The organism is Pontibacter chitinilyticus (assembly GCF_039748935.1).
Lineage (GTDB): Bacteria > Bacteroidota > Bacteroidia > Cytophagales > Hymenobacteraceae > Pontibacter > Pontibacter chitinilyticus.
In genome coordinates, this window is sequence record NZ_JBDIZJ010000004.1 from 75,191 (window position 1) to 93,479 (window position 18,289).

Genomic DNA, 18,289 nt, shown 5'->3' on the forward strand with positions numbered 1-18,289 from the left:
AAATTTATACCTGAAGATCATAAAATGAAAAGAATAGCTGCTTATATACTGCCGGTCGCGTTTGCCATCGTTTCCTGTGCCCAGCAACCGCAGGCATCCCGGCAAACTACCGACGAAACCGTAGCTGATACCACGGCACGAGCCACGCCCCCTCCGGCAGGCGTACCTTACGATGCTAACCTTGCCTTTGGACCTGGCAAAATTGTGGAACTGCCGAACCCGCAATCAAACAAAGTGATCATCAAGTTGATGTTCAAAAACGGCTCGCTATCGGACCCGGAAGGCAAGGAAGGCCTGACTTATACTACGGCCGAGATGATAACGGAGAGCGGCACACAGGATATGACCGTTTCCCAGATAAAGGACAAGATCTTTCCGTGGGCGGCCAACTATTACGCCAACGTAGACAAAGAAGTAACTACCTTTACCTTTGAGGTACCAGCCGAAAAGCTAACTGATTTCTACCCGATTGTGCACGGCCTACTGCTAACACCCGCTTTTGCCGAGGAAGATTTTAAGCGCGTGCTGGCCAACCAACAGAACTATGTTGACCAGGTGATCCGGGCCTCGTCAGACGAGGAGTATAGCAAGAAAGCACTCGAAGATTTGCTGTTCCGCGGCACCAATTACCAGCATGTGGTGGAGGGGAAATCGGCTAGCGTAAAAAATATTACGCTGGAGGATGTGAAGGCCCACTGGCACAACTTTTTTACACGCAATAACCTGATGATCGGGGTTGCCGGCAATTATAGCCCTGAGTTTATGCGTAAGCTGCAGGCGGATATGGCGCAGCTATCAGAGGTAACACCAAACATACCTGTGGCAGGCGCACCAAACAAGCCAAACGGCGTGCAGGTAGAGATTATCCAGAAAGACAATGCCCTGGGCTCCGCCATCTTTACCGGCTCTCCCATGCCCGTAACGCGTTCTGCCGATGACTTTGCTGCCCTGATGGTGGCCAACTCCTACCTGGGTGAGCACCGCAAAAGCTACGGCAAGCTCTACGACAAGATTCGTACGACGCGCTCCATGAACTACGGCGACTACTCTTACATTGAGTGGTATGACAACGGCGGCAGCTACCAGTTGCCGAATCCGGGTGTGCCCCGCACCTCCAACTACTTTGCCCTTTGGATCAGGCCGGTGCAGATTGGCGAAGGGTTAAAAAAGCAGTACAGCGAGCTGAGTGATATAAATATCGGGCATGCGCACTTTGCTTTGCGACTGGCCCTTCGTGAGGTAGATAAGCTCATCAACAACGGCATGAGCCAGGAGGACTTTGAGCTGACCCGTAAGTTCCTGCGCTCTTACATGAAACTGTATGTGCAGACAGAGGAGAAACAGCTGGGTTTTCTGATGGACTCCCGCTTTTACGGCCGCCAGGATTACATCAAAGAAATGGATCAGTTGCTAGCTAACCTGACAGTAGAGGAGGTGAACAAAGCCGTGAAGAAATACTGGGACACGCAGAACATGTTCGTCACCATTGTAACTGATGACAGCGAAGCAGCGCCTTTAAAAGCATCACTGTTGAACAACACGCCTTCACCTATGAGCTACTCTAACCTGGTGAAAGAAGGACTGCCGCAGGAGGTGCTCGCCGAAGATGCGGAGATTGCCTCTTATAAGCTGAATGTGCAGGACGTGAAGATCATTGACAGCAAGAATATGTTTCAATAACAACCTGCTGATTACCAGATAAAAAAGCCGCAGAAAAACTCTGCGGCTTTTTTATCTCTATTTACCAATTCCAGCCATCTTCCGGCTAAAAAAGAATAGAATATGGGGCATATTACTGTTTGATTTAGTTATACTATTTATTAATATTACCCAATTATCTTTATTTAACTTTCCAGCATCATTCCAACATCTTATATCGTGAACTTCGATGAAAAAAGCAGCTAAAATTGTAGGCTATGTGCTGGTGGTGCTGGTAGGCGCTGTCGCAGCCGGTGTCCTTTACCTGCAGTACGCTTTCCCGAACGTGGATGCGGCGCCGGTGATCACCATCGCTAAAACACCCATTCTGGTAAAGCGCGGGGAATACCTGGCTAACCATGTGGCTGTTTGTATTGATTGCCATTCTACCCGCGACTGGTCGCGTTTGACAGCGCCGCCGCTGCCCGGAACCATGGGTAAAGGAGGTGATAAGTTCGACCATTCGCTGGGCTTTCCCGGCACTTTTTACGCCAGAAACATCACCAGCGACAAAGAGTCTGGTATAGGCGCTTGGACAGATGGTGAGGTTTACCGCGCCATCACTTCCGGGGTGAGCAGAAACGGTGATCCGCTGTTCCCAATGATGCCTTACAAAGCTTACAGCCAAATGTCGCAGGAAGATGCGTATGCCATTGTTGCTTATATCCGCACGTTAAGCCCAATCAAGAACAAAGTGCCGGCATCTGATCCGGACTTCCCGGTCAGCCTGTTTTTACGTACGATGCCCAGCAACATCCCCACGCTTGCTGCCGAGCCGGTGCTGAAAGATTCAGTAGCACTAGGCAAATACCTGGTAACAATAGCTGGCTGCAGCGACTGCCACACAGCCGGCGACAAGGGAGCGTACATGGCTGGAGGCAACGAGTTCCACTTTCCAAACGGAGCTACACTTCGCACAGCCAACCTCACTCCTGATAAGGAAACCGGTATCGGCAACTGGACGGAGACTGCTTTTGTAAGTCGCTTCAAGTCCTTCACCGATCCGGCCAATACGCCCAAAGTAGATCCAAAAGGCTTTAATACGCTCATGCCCTGGAGTATGTATGGCGGCATGGAAGCAGGCGACCTCCGCGCTATTTACAAGTACCTGCACAGCCTTAAACCAGAAAAAAATAAAGTGGTGAAGTTTACACCGGGTCCTGATACAGCCCCTGCTGCTTCTTAAGGCTGCTGCATCCTACAACCTACTTAAACAGAAGCTACCTGAAGGCGTTCAGGTAGCTTTTTTATTGTACTTCTGCCCCAGATGTTGTATCATCGGGCTTTATACCAGCTTTTTTATGGATTCATCCTTCCAGGATGCGGATAATTCCGTAACCCCTCATCCTTTTGCAGGCTTCTGGACGCGGTTTGTTGCCCTGATCCTTGATAGCTTTCTGATCAGTGTCAGCACCCTGCTGCTTTTTGCCATCTTCCACATCCCTCTAATGCCTGCCCCTGACGACTATAGCAGCCAGTTATATGGGCAATTGGTAAATATAATTGTGGGCTGGCTATACTATGCCAGTTTCGAGAGTTCGCGCTACCAGGCTACACCGGGCAAGCAACTAATGGGCATTTTTGTAACAGATGAAGCAGGCAACCGCATCAGCTTCCTGCGCGCTACCGGGCGCTTTTTTGCAAAACTGCTGTCGGGGCTTATTCTGTTGCTGGGCTACGTGATGGCTGCTTATACTGAGCGCCGGCAGGCACTGCATGATAAACTGGCCGGCACCCTGGTCTATAAACACTAATGCTCTTGCTGCTGCATGTGTTACCAGCCACTTGAAAACAAGTATAGCAGCAGCCGATATCTATGCGGCAACAGGTATTGCATAAAAGCGCTTAAACGCCTACTTTTACTTACATGAGTGCCGCTACTTACATCACATATCATCACTCCCCCATTGGGTACCTGCGCATCACGGGCACCGCTGAGGCAATACAGGCTGTCACCTTCTGCGACCGGCCCGGCCAGGCAGATGCCAACCTTCCTACACTGCTGCACAAGTGTATACATCAATTAGAGGAATACTTCAGCGGCACCCGCCACCAGTTTGACCTACCACTGGCACCAGTGGGTACGGCTTTTCAGCAACAGGTGTGGGATAATCTGCAACAAATTCCTTTCGGAAAAACGCGCTCTTACCTGGCCGTAGCCAGAGCAGTTTCCAGCGAAAAAGCTATTAGGGCTGTGGGAGCGGCAAACGGTAAAAACCCGCTTTGCATTCTGGTGCCCTGCCATCGGGTTATCGGCAGCAATGGCAGCCTGACGGGCTATGCCGGCGGTCTTTGGCGCAAAGAATGGCTCTTGCTGCACGAAGGCGTGCTGCAGCCAAAACAACAGCTGTCGCTTTTCTCATAAAATTTTACGCCGTTTATAACTTCCTTTTAAAAATACAAGTATAGGCAAGCTCCCTTATACTCGTACCCTTTTATGCAGGCTTTATACTCTGAAAAAAGCAAAGGACTATCGTTATCTGACCTGGGCACCCGCCTGATTGCGCTACTGATAGATGTACTTTTGCTCTTTTTGATTTTAGTGATCATCGAATATTATACCATCAGCAGCGACGAAACAGCCTTGCTCCTGAAGCCGGAACGTTTGTTGGATGTGTTGATCGGATGGGTATACTTTGCCGGCACCGAATCGTGTGCGGGGCAGGCTACGCTGGGCAAACACCTGCTGGGGCTGCAGGTAACAAGCCATTCGGGAAAGCGCCTTTCCTTTTATAATGCCAGCATCCGCTATTTTACCAAACCGTTATCGCTGCTGGTGCTGCTGGTGCGTGGCATAACCGGGGCCAGCCTGCCTTACCGACGCCTGCCGCACGACAAACTGGCCCATGCGCAGGTAACACTACGGTAAAGTAGATCTGTTTCCCTCGTAATCGAGGACCGTGATATCGAACATCGGATCGGCATTCCAGTTTTTTGCTTTGATGCGTTTGTACAGGAGTTCGCTAACACGCTTTTTTACCTGCTCATCCGTAAGCGAATCATTCCTGTTATAGAGGTATAACTCGCAGATTACAGGGTTCAGGTCGGCCAGTGTACCCCGGGTAAAGCGGGCGTTCAACTCTATCGTTTCCACATCTTTCATCTCACTAAGTGCCGTATGCATTACCTCTGTGATCTGCGTGTTCAGGCTGGCCTTCTGCAAGCCCGGTTGGCTCGAGAATTGCCAGTATAACAGCCCGGCCACCAGCAGGCCCGACACAAACATCGATAGCCTGAACACATATTCCTTTCCGCCAGCAAAGCGCACGCCTGATATCGTTATCTTGCCCATATACCGGAATACCAGCGCCGCTGATATCTGTATTACAGCCAACTGAATAATTAGCAGAAAGATGCCGCTCCGGATCAGCTGCCAGTTTCCGAAGTTCAGCGCCATACCGATCAGTCCGGTTGGGGGTGCCAGCGAGGCAGCGACCAGCATGCCCACCGCAGCGCCGGATACCAACCCCGCCCGCTCCGACTGAATTAGGTTGATGCCACCCGCTATACCCGCCACTAAGGGCAGCAAAACTGATACCTGTGAGATCTGGCTCACGGTCACCATCATGGGTGTGGCATGCTGCTGACCAACAATAAAGGAAAGCAGAAACGTAACAAAAACAGCCGTGCCGATGGCCATCAGGTACCGCAGCAGGTTTTGCTTCAGCAGTTCCATTTTACCGGCCGCAGCAGCCAGAGCAGCATTCATGGCCGGACCAGCAAACGGGGCTACCAGCATGGCCGCTACCAGCAAAAAGCTGGTGCCGGTATACAGGCCGATCCACACTAGTATAGCCCCAGCAACGGAGTAGATGAGCAGCCCTGTTTTAGAGCCAACGCTTTGCAGGCCACCCAGAAAAATTTCGATCGGGCTGCGATAGGTTACGTCCGTCACCTGCTCCGGCGCCTGCCCTGCAGGTGGGTACATCGTAATCACTCCCCGGGGCACAAGGCTAATTTCTACTGCATCCAAATGCGTAATACTGTCAATAAATTTACTGACTTCGTTGTTGTTCAGGTATACAATGACCAGGTCTCCTGTATCTGCTTCCTGTAAACTCAGGTTTTTTCCGTGGTGCTCCTGCGCTTGCTCTAGTACGTCCTTTCCTTTTCCTTTAGAAACTTTTATAATTAACTGCCGCATAGTTTTGCTGTTTACCCTTTCTACGGGTGCCCAGCCCTTAAATGTTCATGCAGCAGCAAATGCTCGGGTATTTCAGCATGGCTTCGCACTGGGGTGAGTAACCTTCGCTTGTAAGAACTGGTAAATACATGAGGAAAACACTTTACTAAAAGCTTCCTGCTAAACTTCTGCGCAGCTGCAGCTTTAGGCAAATCTTTAGCAGCAACCTTGTTGCGCCAGTTGCTGGCTTTATTTTGATACGCTATATGAACTACTTTTATCTGATCTGCGGGATCATTATTACTACCTGGGCTTTTATAGAAGGACTCTGGACAACCATTTGGGTAGATGGAAATTCTGCCCCTATAACCGGCCGCCTTACAACCGGTATCTGGAAGCTGCTGCGCGGCATAATCGGGAAAAAGAACCATCACTACCTGAGCCTCTCCGGTCCTGTTATTCTCATCCTTACGGTGTCTTCTTGGATCATCCTGATCATCCTGGGCTGGTCACTGATCTTTCAGGCAGACCCTCACTCCATCCAGAACCCAACCACCAAAGCGTATCCGGACTTTATCGGTCACATCTGGTATGTGACCTATGTGATGTTTTCAGTAGGAAACGGCGATTTTGTTCCTCCCTCGCAAGGTTGGATGCTTGCCAGTTCACTGGTAGCTTTTGGGGGCATGGGGATGGTAACGCTTTCTGTTACCTACGTGCTACAGGTGCTCGCCGCCGTAGTAGCTAAACGCGCTTTTGCCAGCCAGGTAACCAGCATCGGGAAAAGCCCTGAGGAGTTTGTAACCGCCCAATGGACCGGAAACGACTTTGGCGCGATAGAGCTACAACTCAACTCGCTCTCAGCATCGCTTGCCAGCCTGTCTGAGCAGCACATGGCCTACCCTATTCTGCACTACTACCACGCCGCCACTGCAAAAAAGGCGAATGCCATGGCTCTTGCTATTCTGGAGGAAGCGCTGCTCCTCATCAAGTATGGCGTACCTGAAAAATATCATCCGTCTGAAACTATACTCAAAGGCGCTTTAAGTTCGTCGCAGGGTTTTATGGATACGCTTCAGGGTGCTTTTATCAACCCATCGGATGAGGCGCCTCCCTTACCGGATCTCTCAAAACTTCAGAAAAAAGGAGTGCCGACTGTAGAGGAAGCCGTTTTCAGGCAAAAATTCGATACTTTGAAAGACAAGCGAAAGGTACTGTATGGCATGGTACAGAATGGCGCCTGGTACTGGCCACCCATCAAAGCATAAGCAGGCATGGACAAAATAGCTTTCTTCTGGAATGGATATGAGCCTTTGCTGCGCATTGTGGTGGTCGGCACGCTTACGTATGGGGGTATTGTGCTGCTCCTTCGGGTGTCGGGCAAACGAACGCTGCTGAGCATGAATGCCTTCGACTTTATAGTAACCGTAGCCATGGGTTCTGCTTTTGGCCGCATCCTTACAGCAAAGCATGTATCGCTGGCAGAGGCGCTGGTTACCTTTGCGCTGCTCATAAGCCTGCAGTATAGCATCAGCTGGCTGGAGACCCGCTCCAAAAAATTCTCACGGTTTGTAACCGGTGAACCTACTCTGCTATACTATCAAGGCCGCTTTTTAGAGAAGGAGATGAAGAAACAGCGCGTGCGGAAAGCAGAGATGCTATCAGCTGCCAGAGCAAAAAAGCTGGACAACCTGGACCAAGTCGAAGCGATTATATTGGAGACAAGCGGCAGTTTATCTGTTATTAAAAAATCGAAGCAGACCGGCACTAGCACCTGGCAAAGCGTGCAGCCAAACCAGGCAACCTGAGCTTACCTCAGCTACACCGTAGCAAGTATGGCCGCAGTAAATCTGGCCCAAACAAGTATAAAACTTCAAAATGAAGCTGTGCAGGCTGCCCCTGCACAGCTGTTATACTTCGTTTATTTGACTTTTGCCTCAATGGCAATCATTGGGCGGCTGCCCCGTAGTGCTCGGTTTCTACGGTTGCGGTGCCATCGGGTGCTACCGTTACTTTAAACAGGTAATCATACTGCTGCTCTGAAATAAAGGCCACGTCTGTTTTTGCTCCAAATGCTTTTAAGATCGGCAACAGCGTGTTGGAGTGGCCGGCTACTACCACGGTTTTGCCTTTGTGGTCCTGCAGGACGCGTGTTTTAAGACCGCTAAAATCATAGGCTACATACGTTGTTATCTCAAGTTGGTGCGCAGCCGCCAGGGGTTGCAGCGTTTGCCTGGTGCGGGTATACTTGGTTGCGTAGAGCGCCGCCAGTTGTTGTCCTTCGAGTTCAGCGCGCAGCGCTTCAGCCCTGGCCTCACCTGCCGGCGTTAGCCCCGGATCATCGTTGGTGGGGTCCGAAATATCCTTCTCGGCATGCCGCACTAGGAAAATGGTAGTAGGCTGCGCATTCCGTTCCTCTGCAGACAGCGGATCGGCCACAGCCATGGCTCCCTTGTTATCGGAAGAGGCGCTACGGCACGCCGAGAACCCAAAGATCAGCAGCAGCAGCCAGAGCTGTAATAGTAAACGTATTTTCATAAAGGTGACGTTGGTTGAGTTTAGGAAAAATCGATCAGGTAATGCATAGGCATCAGGAGTTGCTCTTTGCCTGAAAAGCATGAGCTGCCGACAACATTTGTATGATGTAACAGCGAAGCAAAATCCAACTTGCGGAGCAATATAGCAAGATTTATATTATTACGCCACTTATGCACCTGTATGTCCGGAAGCAGCTTGCAAGCCGCTCACCTAAAAAGACACTCCGCCTGTTAAGCGCATAACCTAAAGCGGAATGACAGCTACTTTTACCGGCAGCCGGTCATACCTATACCCTCTGGGGCGGCATAGGCCCAAGTATAAAGTATAGTCTACAGAGAACAGCCGGTAAAGCGAACAGCCGGACGTGACACCAGGAAACTGAACGGAACTGCTGCTGTACCTGTTTGTCTGATTGATCGCGGCGGCCTAAAAGAAATAAAGCTTTCACTGCATTTCCTGTGAAATGTTAGCTTACTTTTGCCCTGCGATTTAAGAAAGATAGTATAATTTAAGAAAGCGTATATTCATGAGCTCTCCTACTCTGACGGTCATTGTTCCTGTTTATAACGAAGAAGGCTGCCTGACACGCTTCTGCGAGGCAATGGACGCTTTTCTGGCGGAGTCGCCGGTGCCCACTAACGTACTTTTTGTGAACGACGGCTCAACCGATAACAGCCTGCCCCAGATTCGGGAGATCTGCCACAGCAAGCCTGGCTACAGCTACATTTCTCTGGACCGCAACCATGGCCTGAGCACGGCTGTGAAAGCCGGCATCGACGTTGCTGATACCACCCACATCGGCTACATCGACTCCGATCTACAAACTTCACCACTCGATTTTCTGCTATTTTTTCCCTACCTGGGGGAGTATGCTATGGTGAACGGCATCCGGGCCAAGCGCAAAGACACGTTTGTAAAGAAAATGTCGTCTAAAATAGCCAATGGGTTCCGGCGCCGCATGATCAACGATGGCATTCTGGATACTGGCTGCCCGCTCAAAATCATTGATGCGGCTTATGCCAAGCGTATTCCGTTTTTTGATGGCATGCACCGTTTTCTGGGGGCGCTGGTACAATTGCAGGGGGGCAGAGTGAAGCAGATCCCGGTGCAGCATTTTGAGCGTTTTGCCGGCTACTCCAAATACCACCTGTTCAACCGCCTGTGGGGTCCGTTAAATGATACGTTTGCCTTCCGGTGGATGCGCAAACGCTATATCAACTACGGTATTGCCGAGCACTTCGAGAACCAGCCTGTAACCAATGGACATATCTGAGTTTCTGATTTATGGTGTTGGCCTGCTGGCGCAGCTGTTGTTTTCAGCCCGCATTCTGCTCCAGTGGATCTCGTCGGAGCGGGCTGGCAAAGTACTCTCGCCGGCTTCCTTCTGGACAACCAGCCTGGTAGCCTCCATCCTGCTGATGGTGTATGGGGCCCTGCGCAACGATCTTGTAATTATTGGGGGGCAGGCGATCTCCTACTTCATCTATATCCGCAATATTAAGCTAAAAAACGTGTGGGACGACCTGCCGGCACCTATCCGGTGGGGCGCTCTGCTGTTCCCATTTATGGCGGCTGCCTGGCTGCTATGGAGCGATCAATATAGCTTTAGCTACATACTGGAGCATAACAAAATATCCGGCGTGCTGATTGCCTGGGGCGGCTTGGGTCAGGTGGTGTTCACCCTTCGCTTTGTGTATCAGTGGTGGTATTCGGAGCGCCTTAAGGAGTCCGTTATTCCAAATGGCTTTTGGATCATTAGCCTGGTGGGCAGCCTGATGATCATTTCATACGCCATCTTTCGTCTGGACCCGGTGCTTTTCCTGGGGCAGATCTTTGGAGTGGTTGCCTATAGCCGTAACTTTATCATTGGTATGCGGGAGAACAAAGCGGCACAACAACCCTCCTCATCAGCGCAGAATACGTATGTGGAAAACCCTTAACCTGAACGGCACCCGCACGGTGCTGTTTCTTTTGCTGGCGCTACTAGCCACCCTGCTCTATAACCTGGGCGGTTGGGGCGTAATTGAAACAAGCGAGGCACGCTATGCCGAGATCAGCCGTGAAATGCTGGCTTCCGGCGACTGGCTGCACCCGCGCCTGCTGGGCATCCTGCACTACCACAAACCACCGGCTACTTACATTATTTCGGCGTGGGGCATGGGCATTTTCGGCGTGAACGAATTTGGCGCCCGCTTTTTCATGCAACTGTCGCTGATAGCGCAGGCTTGGCTGGTATACCTGCTCGGGCAGCAGCTGTTCCGGAACAACCGTACAGCGCTCATGGCGATGATCGTTTTTATCACGATGCCCGTTGTGCTGCTATCGAGCCGTAACCTCACCACCGATTCCTTCCTGACTACCTTCGAGCTACTCGCCATTTACGGTTGGGTAAAGTATAAATGGCAACGCCAACCAGCATGGTTATACTTGTTTTACATTGCTATGGCTCTTGCCTTTTTAACCAAAGGACCGGTAGGCCTTATCTTCCCGCTACTGTTAGTTATCGGCTACAGACCTGCTATTGATTTTCCCATTCAACACCCTGTTAGGTGGGGGCACCATCTGTTGGCGTTGCTGCTGTTCTTAGTTCTGGGCCTCTCCTGGTATTTGTACCTGATGCAGTATGACCCGCGTTTTATTCAATACTTCATCTTTAAACATACGGTGGAGCGCTACGCCAATCCCGAGACGTTTGGCCGCGCTAAGCCCTGGTGGTTTTACCTGGTGCTGGCTCCCGCGCTGAGTTTGCCTTGGGCGGCCATCCTGCTTGGCAACCTGAAAAAGCTTCGGACACTACCCCGTGAACAAAAGCGCCTGTTTCTCCTCTGGATTGTGGTACCGCTGCTATTCTTTTCCTTTTCCAGTTCCAAGCTCGTGCTCTACATTCTGCCGCTGTTTGCCGGGCAAGCCCTGCTCACTGCCTGGCTGCTGCAGGCATTACCTGAACCGTCGTTACGCAAGGCAGTGGCGGGTTCCTTCCTGTACCTGGCTGTATTGGCTATTGCGTTGGCAGCAGGCCCCCTGCTCCCGGTAGGAGTGGCTGTGCCGATGTGGGCGCTTATTTTTCCAGTAGCTATGCTGGTAGGGCTATGGCTGCTCTGGCGATCAGAGCAAGACAAACTATGGCAGCTTTTGGGAGGCGCCCTGGTGTTTTGCCTACTGCTCATACCTTACTCCACCCACGTAATGGGCGCTAACCCCGGCCTAATCAACAGCAGCGCTCATATTGCCAGCGCCTTGCAGCAGCAGCCCTTGCGCGGCAAACAAGTAATCGTGTATGATAAACTGCTACCCTCGCTGGCCTTTGAACGAAGGCATAACATCATCACCATACATGACGAAGACCACAACCTGGACCGTGAAACGCAATTTGAAAGCAGCGATGCGTGGCGACAGAACCTGTTGGAACTGGACAGGCCGGAAGATGTTGCGCGGCTGAAACAACTGTTACAACAAAATACTGCCCTGCTTGTAAAAGGAGACCTGCCGGATAAAAGCGTCTGGATAAAAGCCTACTTTAAGCACCAGCAACAGGTAGGTAAATGGGTCATCTACTATTAAAGTATAAAGCAAAGCGCCGGTCTAGCTGAACCGGCGCTTTGCTTTATACCCATTGCCATTCCTTCTCCTGCAATACCAGCATGCGAGTAGTACTGCAAGCGTATGCTGCGCCAAGTATGGAAAGTATAAGTATGGAGGTAAAGGAGGTGTGTTCCTGAATGTCGGTTCAGGCAGTGTATAAAGCAAAAGAGCCAGTCCGAAGACTGGCTCTTTGTACTCAAGTAGTGCGCACGGGGAGATTCGAACTCCCACACCCGAAGGCACAGGCTTCTGAGACCTGCACGTCTACCAGTTTCGCCACGTGCGCGAAACGTACTTACTTAGTATTGTCCCAAAAACCCTTAACCCGTGTTGTTTGTTGGGATTGCAAAGGTAGCAGATGAATTTTAAACTGCAATACCTGCCTGAAAAATTTTACGCATTTTTATCTGTTTCCTCCTGCAGCACGGGTGTAATTTCTTTCTTCGAAAACTTTTCGAGCCGGCGTAGCGCCCAAAGGCCAACGATAACCCACAGAAAGCCAGCCGAAAAGCCCGCCAGCACGTCGGTAGCATAATGTACCCGCAAGTAAATGCGGCTGAACCCGATCAGCAAAATAAAAATTGCCAGCAGCACCACTAATCCATAGCGCAGCAACGGCGGCTTTACATTTTTCCAGACCAGGTAAATGATCAAACCATAAAAGGAAGCCGCGATCATAGAATGCCCGCTCGGAAAACTCAATCCGGATGCGTGTACCAAAGGGCTCAAGGGCCTTGGCCTGTCGAAGAACTGCTTCAGCACCAGGTTGAGGCTGATGCTGCCCAGTGCCACCACCGGCACCCGCAACGAATGCCACCGGTGCTTGCGGATGAACAAGAAGTAGGCGATCAGCAGCAAGGCCGCCGGTGTGATAAACTGCTGCGAAGCAAAGAAAGTAACTCCTTCGATAAAGTTGTTCATGGCGGGGCTGCCCATGCTTCGGGCTAACGCAAACGCTTCTGCGTCTATAGGCAGTTGATCTCCCTGAAGTATCTCGACCCCGATGTATAAAAAGCCAATGATACAGGCCAGGAACAGCCCCAGCACAAAAAGCAGCTCTACTGTAAAGAGGGCGAACTCAGCCGCTAATTTTTTATGAAAATTGCGAATCATCTCTCTTAAATCCGTTTAACATTATTCCCAGCGCATTTGCTGACACGCGCTCCTGTATAAACTAACTACTACAACTATGAAAGACAGCATTAGGTTGTTTGCAGCAGCCATGATACCACCCGCTGTGAAAGCTCAGCTCCTGGCATTGCAGCAATCTTTTCAGCACCCAAATATCCGGTTTATGCCGGAGCAGAATCTTCACCTGACCCTCTACTTTATCGGGAATGTGCCGCTGGCGCAGTTGCCCAGCATACAGGAACACATAGGCCAGGTAGTGCAGCAACAACGGCCCTTTACCTTAACGCTCAATTGTCTGGAAACGGGGCCAAATTCCAAAGCACCCCGCCTGGTGTGGGCCCGCTTTCAGCGCAATGAGGCTTTTGAACTGCTGAGCCACCAGTTAGCCGAAGCGCTGGCACCAGAACCCGTAAAGCAGCAAAAAGCTATCCCGCACATCACAATGGCCCGCTTCCGTAAAGATACACTCAAGCCTCTGGCACTGCCGCCGGTGTACCCAGATGCACCTGTAGAGCTGTCCGTTACGGCCGTCGGGCTATGGAAGTCGGAGCTTGCCTCGCCTCACCCGGTGTATTCAGTGCTACAATCTTATGCTTTTAGCTAAACTTCAGAACGCGATATTCAGTAAAAAGGCTCCCGACGCACCCGTTATCAAACAGCATACTATGAATCAGAGTGAACTTAACCAGCTCGTCATCGACCTGCGGGACAAGGGGCTTACGCTTGCCTTTGCCGAGAGCTGTACTGCGGGCATGCTTGCCTCAGAATTTGTAAAAGCTAAAGGCAGCAACGATGTATTATTAGGGAGTATTGTGGTGTATCAGCCGGAAGCCAAGAAAAAGCTGCTTGGCGTAAAACAGGAAACACTGGACCTTTATACAGCCGAATCGCAGCAGGTAACAAATGAAATGGTGATGGGCCTGAAGAAATCGCTTAACGCCAAAATCAACGTTGCTACCACTGGTCTTGCGGGGGAGGGCGGCTCCGAAACACCAGAAAAGCCGGTGGGCACCATGTTTGTTTCGATATTGTATGATGGAAAAGCTGAGGAATTCCGCGAGGTGTTTACCGGCAATTCTGAAAGCCTGCGCAAGCAGGTAACAGAATATGTGTACCAGAAACTTCGCGGGGTGCTGGACCAGCATTACAGCCGCTAACACGTATCTTTGCCGCACCACTTAAGTTTATACTTTGCCCCACTTACCTGACAGCGGTTTTGATCGTGTAGCGTTTTTTTACGACCGCCTGGCCCGGCTGGTGTATGGCTCTGCGCAGGAGCAGGCACAATTGGCGTTGCTGCCCTATGTGCCTGCTTCTGCCCGGGTGCTGGTTATTGGCGGGGGCAGTGGCTGGCTGCTGGAGCAGCTCCTGCACACCCCAAAGCAGCTTTCCATTTTATATGTAGATGCTGCTCCGGCCATGCTGCAGCTGGCAAAAAAGCGGTATCATCAATACCCGCTGCCACACAGCAGCACGGTTACATTCCGCCTGGGCACGGAGCAAAGCCTGCTGCCGCATGAGCGCTTTGAGGTTGTTTTCACGCCGTTCCTGCTGGACCTTTTCCCGCCGCTACGCCTGCGCCAACTGATGCAGGTGCTGGAGGCTCATCTGCAACCCGGCGGCGTCTGGCTGTTTGCTGATTTCTGGCCTGTGCAACAATCGCCACCCTGGTGGCAGCGGGTGCTGATTTTCGGGATGTATGCGTTCTTTGGTATGCTGAGCGGCGTCAAAGCCAGAAAGCTGCCGGACTACGGACAGCACTTTCACGCCCTTCAGTTGCAGGAGGTACACCATCAGCCGTTTTATGGTGGCATGATCCAGGGGAAAGTATTTGTAAAGGAAAAGTAGTGCGCTTCTTTTGCTATAATGTGATGAATGCTCGATTAAACATGCCAGTTGCTGTTTAGCTTCAGTTATACTTGGAAGATGAGGTTTATACTTTTGCAGGCGGCCTATCCTTGCTAGCAGCCGTTCATCCTCAGTTTTATACTTGTCTTGTTGCATCTTTAGCTTTGGTGCGCTCTAAGCCCGCGAGGGCACGTTCTGGGGTGCAGGGGCCCCCGACAAGGGCATTGCACGGTGGCGTGTACCTGCGCTGGCGCGCTGCCCTGCGGGCACCGGAAACTCTCGAGGCGCTCCACCCAAAGACTGGAATCCTTTCAAATAGCTCAAGCTTATACTTATGCTCAAGTATAAATAAGTGTACTGATAAGAATGCTGGCACAAATATCCAGATCAGTGACTTGAGATGAAAAGGAAGTCTCTGACTTTACTGGCCTGCAAGGCCAAAGCAGCACTAAGAAGCAAAGCGTATAGTATAGCTCGTATACTTCTCTTTCTCCTATAGCCGACTCCTTTCCGTATGCAAGGAAGAGCAGGAGTGGTTGGAACCGGCACTGCGGCACAGCATTCGCAACTTATACGTGCTCTGTTTTGCTCTCCAGCGTTGCAATCCCTATATTTAGATGTTAAAGTGCAAACATCTACCCTATCTGCATGAACAATACTGTTTATAGCCTGCTGGCGCTTGCGTTCGGGCTGGTGGCGCAGCCGGTGCTCGCCCAGCGAAAAGTACAATACCAGCTGGCATTTCCAAATTATGTGCACCACGAGGCGGAGGTGCAGGTTACGTTCGATAACGTACCAACCGACACGCTTAAAGTGCTGATGCCGCGCACCTCTCCCGGCCGCTACGCCATCCATGAGTTTGCCAAAAACGTGTACCACGTGAAGGTTACGGATGCACAGGGCCATGAATTGCCCGTGTATCGCCCTACCACCAACGAGTGGGATGTAATTGGGCACCACGGCACCGTAAAGCTGAGTTATACGCTGTTCGGCGACCATGCCGATGGAACGTATGCCGGAATCGACGAAACACACGCGCACCTCAACATGCCGGCTACCCTTATGTATGCCAAAGGCTTTGAGGCGGCTCCAGCTTATGTGACCTTCAACATCCCACAAGGCAAAAACTGGAAAGTGGCCACCCAACTGAAACCGGAGCAGGGCAACACCTACTACGCACCTAACTTTCAGTACCTGATGGACAGTCCCACCGAGATCAGCGATTTTGACCTGGCTGAGTGGACGGTGCAGGATCAAGGCAAAACCAAGACCATACAGGTAGCCATGCATCACCAGGGCTCCAAAGCATTGTTCGACGATTATGTAGCGCAAGTGAAAAAGATCGTGCAGCAAGAGAAGGCTGTATTCGGTCAGCTGCCGGACTATGACTTTGGCCGCTACACGTTTATTGCCTGCTATATGCCGCAGGCGGTGAGTGATGGCATGGAGCACCGCAACTCTACGATGATTCCGAGTTCGCGCCCGCTGGACAAGTATAGGGATGCCCTGCTGAATACGGTGGCGCATGAGTACTTCCACTCCTGGAACGTGGAACGCATCCGCCCCAAAACACTGGAGCCTTTCGGCTTTCAGGAAGCTAACATGTCGGAGTCGCTGTGGCTGGCCGAGGGCTTTACCAATTATTACGGTGACCTGATGATGGCCCGCACTGGCCTCTTCGACACCAAAGCATACGCTGATAACTTAGCCGGCGACCTGAACTATGTGTTGCTCTCGCCGGGGCGGCAGTATCATACTTTAGTGGAGATGAGCCAGCAGGCACCGTTTGTAGATGCCGCCCGCTCCGTGGACGAAGTTAACCGGCAGAATACCTTTATCTCCTACTACATCTATGGCAGCATCACAGGCCTGGCCCTCGACATGACGCTGCGCCAGCAGTACCACAAAACCCTCGACGACTACATGCAAGCGCTGTGGCGCAAGTATGGCAAAACAGAAAAAGCCTACCGGCTGGCCGATCTGGAGGAGACATTGGTCGAAGTAACCGGTGACCAGGCTTTCGCCCGTTCCTTTTTCCAAAACACCATCAATGGCACACAACTGCCGGCTTACGAGCCACTGCTGGCCAAAGCAGGCTTAGAGCTCCGCAAAGCCAAACCCGGAACGCCTTACCTGGGCCTGAACGCATCCGAGCTGGAGTTCAGCAAGAACGGGGCAACTATTACAACGGGCACACTGGTAACCTCCGCCCTTTACAAAGCAGGCCTCGACAGAACCGACATCATTAAGGTGCTGGACGGCCGTAAGCTGCGTTCCGAAAAAGATCTGCATAAAGTGCTGGACAAGCACAAACCGGGCGACAATGTTTCTCTCACTTTTGAAAGGCTCGGCCAGCCCCGCACCGTTACTATAACGCTGCAGGAGGTGCCAACACTGGAGGTCGTTCCCTACGAAACCATCGGCAAAGAACTGACGCCCGAAATGCAGCAGTACCGCCAGGCTTGGCTTGGTTCCAAGGCAATATAGCCAACATAACAATACAGCTATACTTTTACCGTTACGGCTATACTTGCTTTTAAACAACTATAGCCGTAACTTAGTATAAGGATTTATACTTCAGCCTCCTCACGTGAAAAATATATTTAGAACGCTCCTCGCCGCTTGCCTGCTTTGCTCCGGCACCGCTATGGCGCAGTCGGGCAAACCTGTACTGGATGCTACGCCTGTGCCCGCTTCCACAGCAACATCTGCAAGTGTACTTGCCCCTGCCGCTACGATAGAAGCTGTAAAGCCGAAGCCAGCCTGGGAAGGACCAAAACTGAGCTACGGCCTTTCGGCTGGGGCCAGCTTTAGCAACGGATTTGGAGGCGCTACCTACCTGCAGCCATCAGTACGCTACCAGGTAAGTAACCGCTTCAGGGTAAATGCCAGCATGGCCTACATCAATGTGATGCCCTACAGCAGATCACTTAACTCCGCGGAGGGCAACACGTTAGTATACCGCAACACTGGCGGCAGCCACTATATTATGAGTGCCGGGGTAGATTACCTGGCCAGCAACCGCCTTATTCTGAGCGGTAATATCTGGCGTGACTTTTCGAACATGCCGCAAAGCAGCGCATTTAATCTTTACAGCCCCGGCCGTATGGGTGCCGATTTTAAAGCAACTTACAAGGTAACTGAGAACTTTTCGGTAACGGGCGGCATCCGCTATACGGATGGTGCTTCGCCTTTTGCCAGTCCGTATTATAACCCGGGCTACAATAGCTTCGGTCCTGGCAGCTTCGGCTATTAAAGTCGCCGCTTTCAGCAAGTATAAAGCTTCTCTTTTTACCAGGAGAAGCTTTTTTTATGTTTCGCTTCCCTCGTTATTTTTGCTGCAGCGCAGCACTAGGCTAACCTAAAACC

18 protein-coding genes and 1 tRNA gene are annotated in these 18,289 nt (G+C 51.3%); 15 read left to right on the forward strand and 4 right to left on the reverse strand.

Annotation, left to right across the window (positions count from 1 at the left end):
* The first annotated feature begins 24 nt into the window (after positions 1 to 24).
* From ABDW72_RS08490 to ABDW72_RS08510, 5 genes are all read left to right on the forward strand, one after another.
* Positions 25 to 1,680 carry a M16 family metallopeptidase gene (locus ABDW72_RS08490; protein ID WP_347158113.1) on the forward strand — a complete coding sequence of 552 codons (1,656 nt, stop codon included), beginning with the start codon at positions 25 to 27 and terminating at the stop codon, positions 1,678 to 1,680.
* A gap of 208 nt (positions 1,681 to 1,888) precedes the next feature.
* On the forward strand, positions 1,889 to 2,884 hold the full coding sequence (locus ABDW72_RS08495) for a c-type cytochrome (RefSeq protein WP_347158114.1): 996 nt from the start codon (positions 1,889 to 1,891) through the stop codon (positions 2,882 to 2,884).
* Positions 2,885 to 2,999: 115 nt separating this feature from the next.
* Complete coding sequence (locus ABDW72_RS08500) at positions 3,000 to 3,452, forward strand: RDD family protein (protein WP_347158115.1); 453 nt, start codon at positions 3,000 to 3,002, stop codon at positions 3,450 to 3,452.
* Positions 3,453 to 3,565: 113 nt separating this feature from the next.
* The gene (locus ABDW72_RS08505) at positions 3,566 to 4,063 is read left to right on the forward strand and encodes a methylated-DNA--[protein]-cysteine S-methyltransferase (RefSeq protein WP_347158116.1); all 498 of its coding nucleotides are present in this window, start codon (positions 3,566 to 3,568) and stop codon (positions 4,061 to 4,063) included.
* Between the two features lie 72 nt (positions 4,064 to 4,135).
* Positions 4,136 to 4,567, forward strand: coding sequence for an RDD family protein (locus ABDW72_RS08510; protein WP_347158117.1), 432 nt, complete (start codon positions 4,136 to 4,138; stop codon positions 4,565 to 4,567).
* On the opposite strand, the gene ABDW72_RS08515 is transcribed toward ABDW72_RS08510, so the two are convergent.
* A complete protein-coding gene (locus ABDW72_RS08515) occupies positions 4,559 to 5,842 on the reverse strand; it encodes a DUF389 domain-containing protein (RefSeq protein ID WP_347158118.1) in 1,284 nt (427 codons plus the stop codon). The two genes, ABDW72_RS08510 and ABDW72_RS08515, sit on opposite strands and share 9 nt — an antisense overlap.
* A gap of 245 nt (positions 5,843 to 6,087) precedes the next feature.
* On the opposite strand from ABDW72_RS08515, the gene ABDW72_RS08520 reads away from it, so the two are divergent.
* The gene (locus ABDW72_RS08520; RefSeq protein ID WP_347158119.1) at positions 6,088 to 7,089 is read left to right on the forward strand and encodes an ion channel; all 1,002 of its coding nucleotides are present in this window, start codon (positions 6,088 to 6,090) and stop codon (positions 7,087 to 7,089) included.
* Positions 7,090 to 7,095: 6 nt separating this feature from the next.
* On the forward strand, positions 7,096 to 7,629 hold the full coding sequence (locus tag ABDW72_RS08525; protein WP_347158120.1) for a DUF421 domain-containing protein: 534 nt from the start codon (positions 7,096 to 7,098) through the stop codon (positions 7,627 to 7,629).
* Between the two features lie 139 nt (positions 7,630 to 7,768).
* Here the strand turns inward: ABDW72_RS08525 and ABDW72_RS08530 are convergent, their stop codons facing one another.
* The gene (locus ABDW72_RS08530; protein ID WP_347158121.1) at positions 7,769 to 8,359 is read right to left on the reverse strand and encodes a histidine phosphatase family protein; all 591 of its coding nucleotides are present in this window, start codon (positions 8,357 to 8,359) and stop codon (positions 7,769 to 7,771) included.
* Positions 8,360 to 8,885: 526 nt separating this feature from the next.
* On the opposite strand from ABDW72_RS08530, the gene ABDW72_RS08535 reads away from it, so the two are divergent.
* From ABDW72_RS08535 to ABDW72_RS08545, 3 genes are read left to right on the forward strand one after another with little or no spacing between them, the layout of a single operon-like run.
* Positions 8,886 to 9,632 (forward strand): glycosyltransferase, encoded by a 747-nt coding sequence (locus ABDW72_RS08535; RefSeq protein WP_347158122.1) that lies wholly within the window; start codon positions 8,886 to 8,888, stop codon positions 9,630 to 9,632.
* Complete coding sequence (locus ABDW72_RS08540) at positions 9,619 to 10,299, forward strand: lipid-A-disaccharide synthase N-terminal domain-containing protein (protein WP_347158123.1); 681 nt, start codon at positions 9,619 to 9,621, stop codon at positions 10,297 to 10,299. The genes ABDW72_RS08535 and ABDW72_RS08540 overlap by 14 nt, the downstream gene beginning before the upstream one ends.
* Entirely contained in the window at positions 10,283 to 11,920 is a 1,638-nt protein-coding gene (locus ABDW72_RS08545) for a phospholipid carrier-dependent glycosyltransferase (RefSeq protein WP_347158124.1), read from the forward strand. The genes ABDW72_RS08540 and ABDW72_RS08545 overlap by 17 nt, the downstream gene beginning before the upstream one ends.
* 225 nt (positions 11,921 to 12,145) lie before the next feature.
* Here ABDW72_RS08545 and ABDW72_RS08550 read toward each other — a convergent pair.
* Positions 12,146 to 12,227, reverse strand: a tRNA-Leu gene (locus ABDW72_RS08550).
* Positions 12,228 to 12,334: 107 nt separating this feature from the next.
* A complete protein-coding gene (locus ABDW72_RS08555) occupies positions 12,335 to 13,054 on the reverse strand; it encodes a phosphatase PAP2 family protein (protein WP_347158125.1) in 720 nt (239 codons plus the stop codon).
* Positions 13,055 to 13,130: 76 nt separating this feature from the next.
* Here ABDW72_RS08555 and thpR point away from each other — a divergent pair, with 76 nt between their 5' ends.
* From thpR to ABDW72_RS08580, 5 genes are all read left to right on the forward strand, one after another.
* The gene (thpR, locus tag ABDW72_RS08560; protein ID WP_347158126.1) at positions 13,131 to 13,676 is read left to right on the forward strand and encodes an RNA 2',3'-cyclic phosphodiesterase; all 546 of its coding nucleotides are present in this window, start codon (positions 13,131 to 13,133) and stop codon (positions 13,674 to 13,676) included.
* A 61-nt stretch (positions 13,677 to 13,737) separates the two neighbouring features.
* Complete coding sequence (locus tag ABDW72_RS08565; RefSeq protein WP_347158127.1) at positions 13,738 to 14,229, forward strand: CinA family protein; 492 nt, start codon at positions 13,738 to 13,740, stop codon at positions 14,227 to 14,229.
* Positions 14,230 to 14,263: 34 nt separating this feature from the next.
* Positions 14,264 to 14,920, forward strand: coding sequence for a class I SAM-dependent methyltransferase (locus ABDW72_RS08570; protein WP_347158128.1), 657 nt, complete (start codon positions 14,264 to 14,266; stop codon positions 14,918 to 14,920).
* Between the two features lie 648 nt (positions 14,921 to 15,568).
* On the forward strand, positions 15,569 to 17,407 hold the full coding sequence (locus tag ABDW72_RS08575) for a M61 family metallopeptidase (protein WP_347158129.1): 1,839 nt from the start codon (positions 15,569 to 15,571) through the stop codon (positions 17,405 to 17,407).
* Positions 17,408 to 17,510: 103 nt separating this feature from the next.
* Entirely contained in the window at positions 17,511 to 18,176 is a 666-nt protein-coding gene (locus tag ABDW72_RS08580) for a hypothetical protein (protein ID WP_347158130.1), read from the forward strand.
* Positions 18,177 to 18,289: the final 113 nt, after the last annotated feature.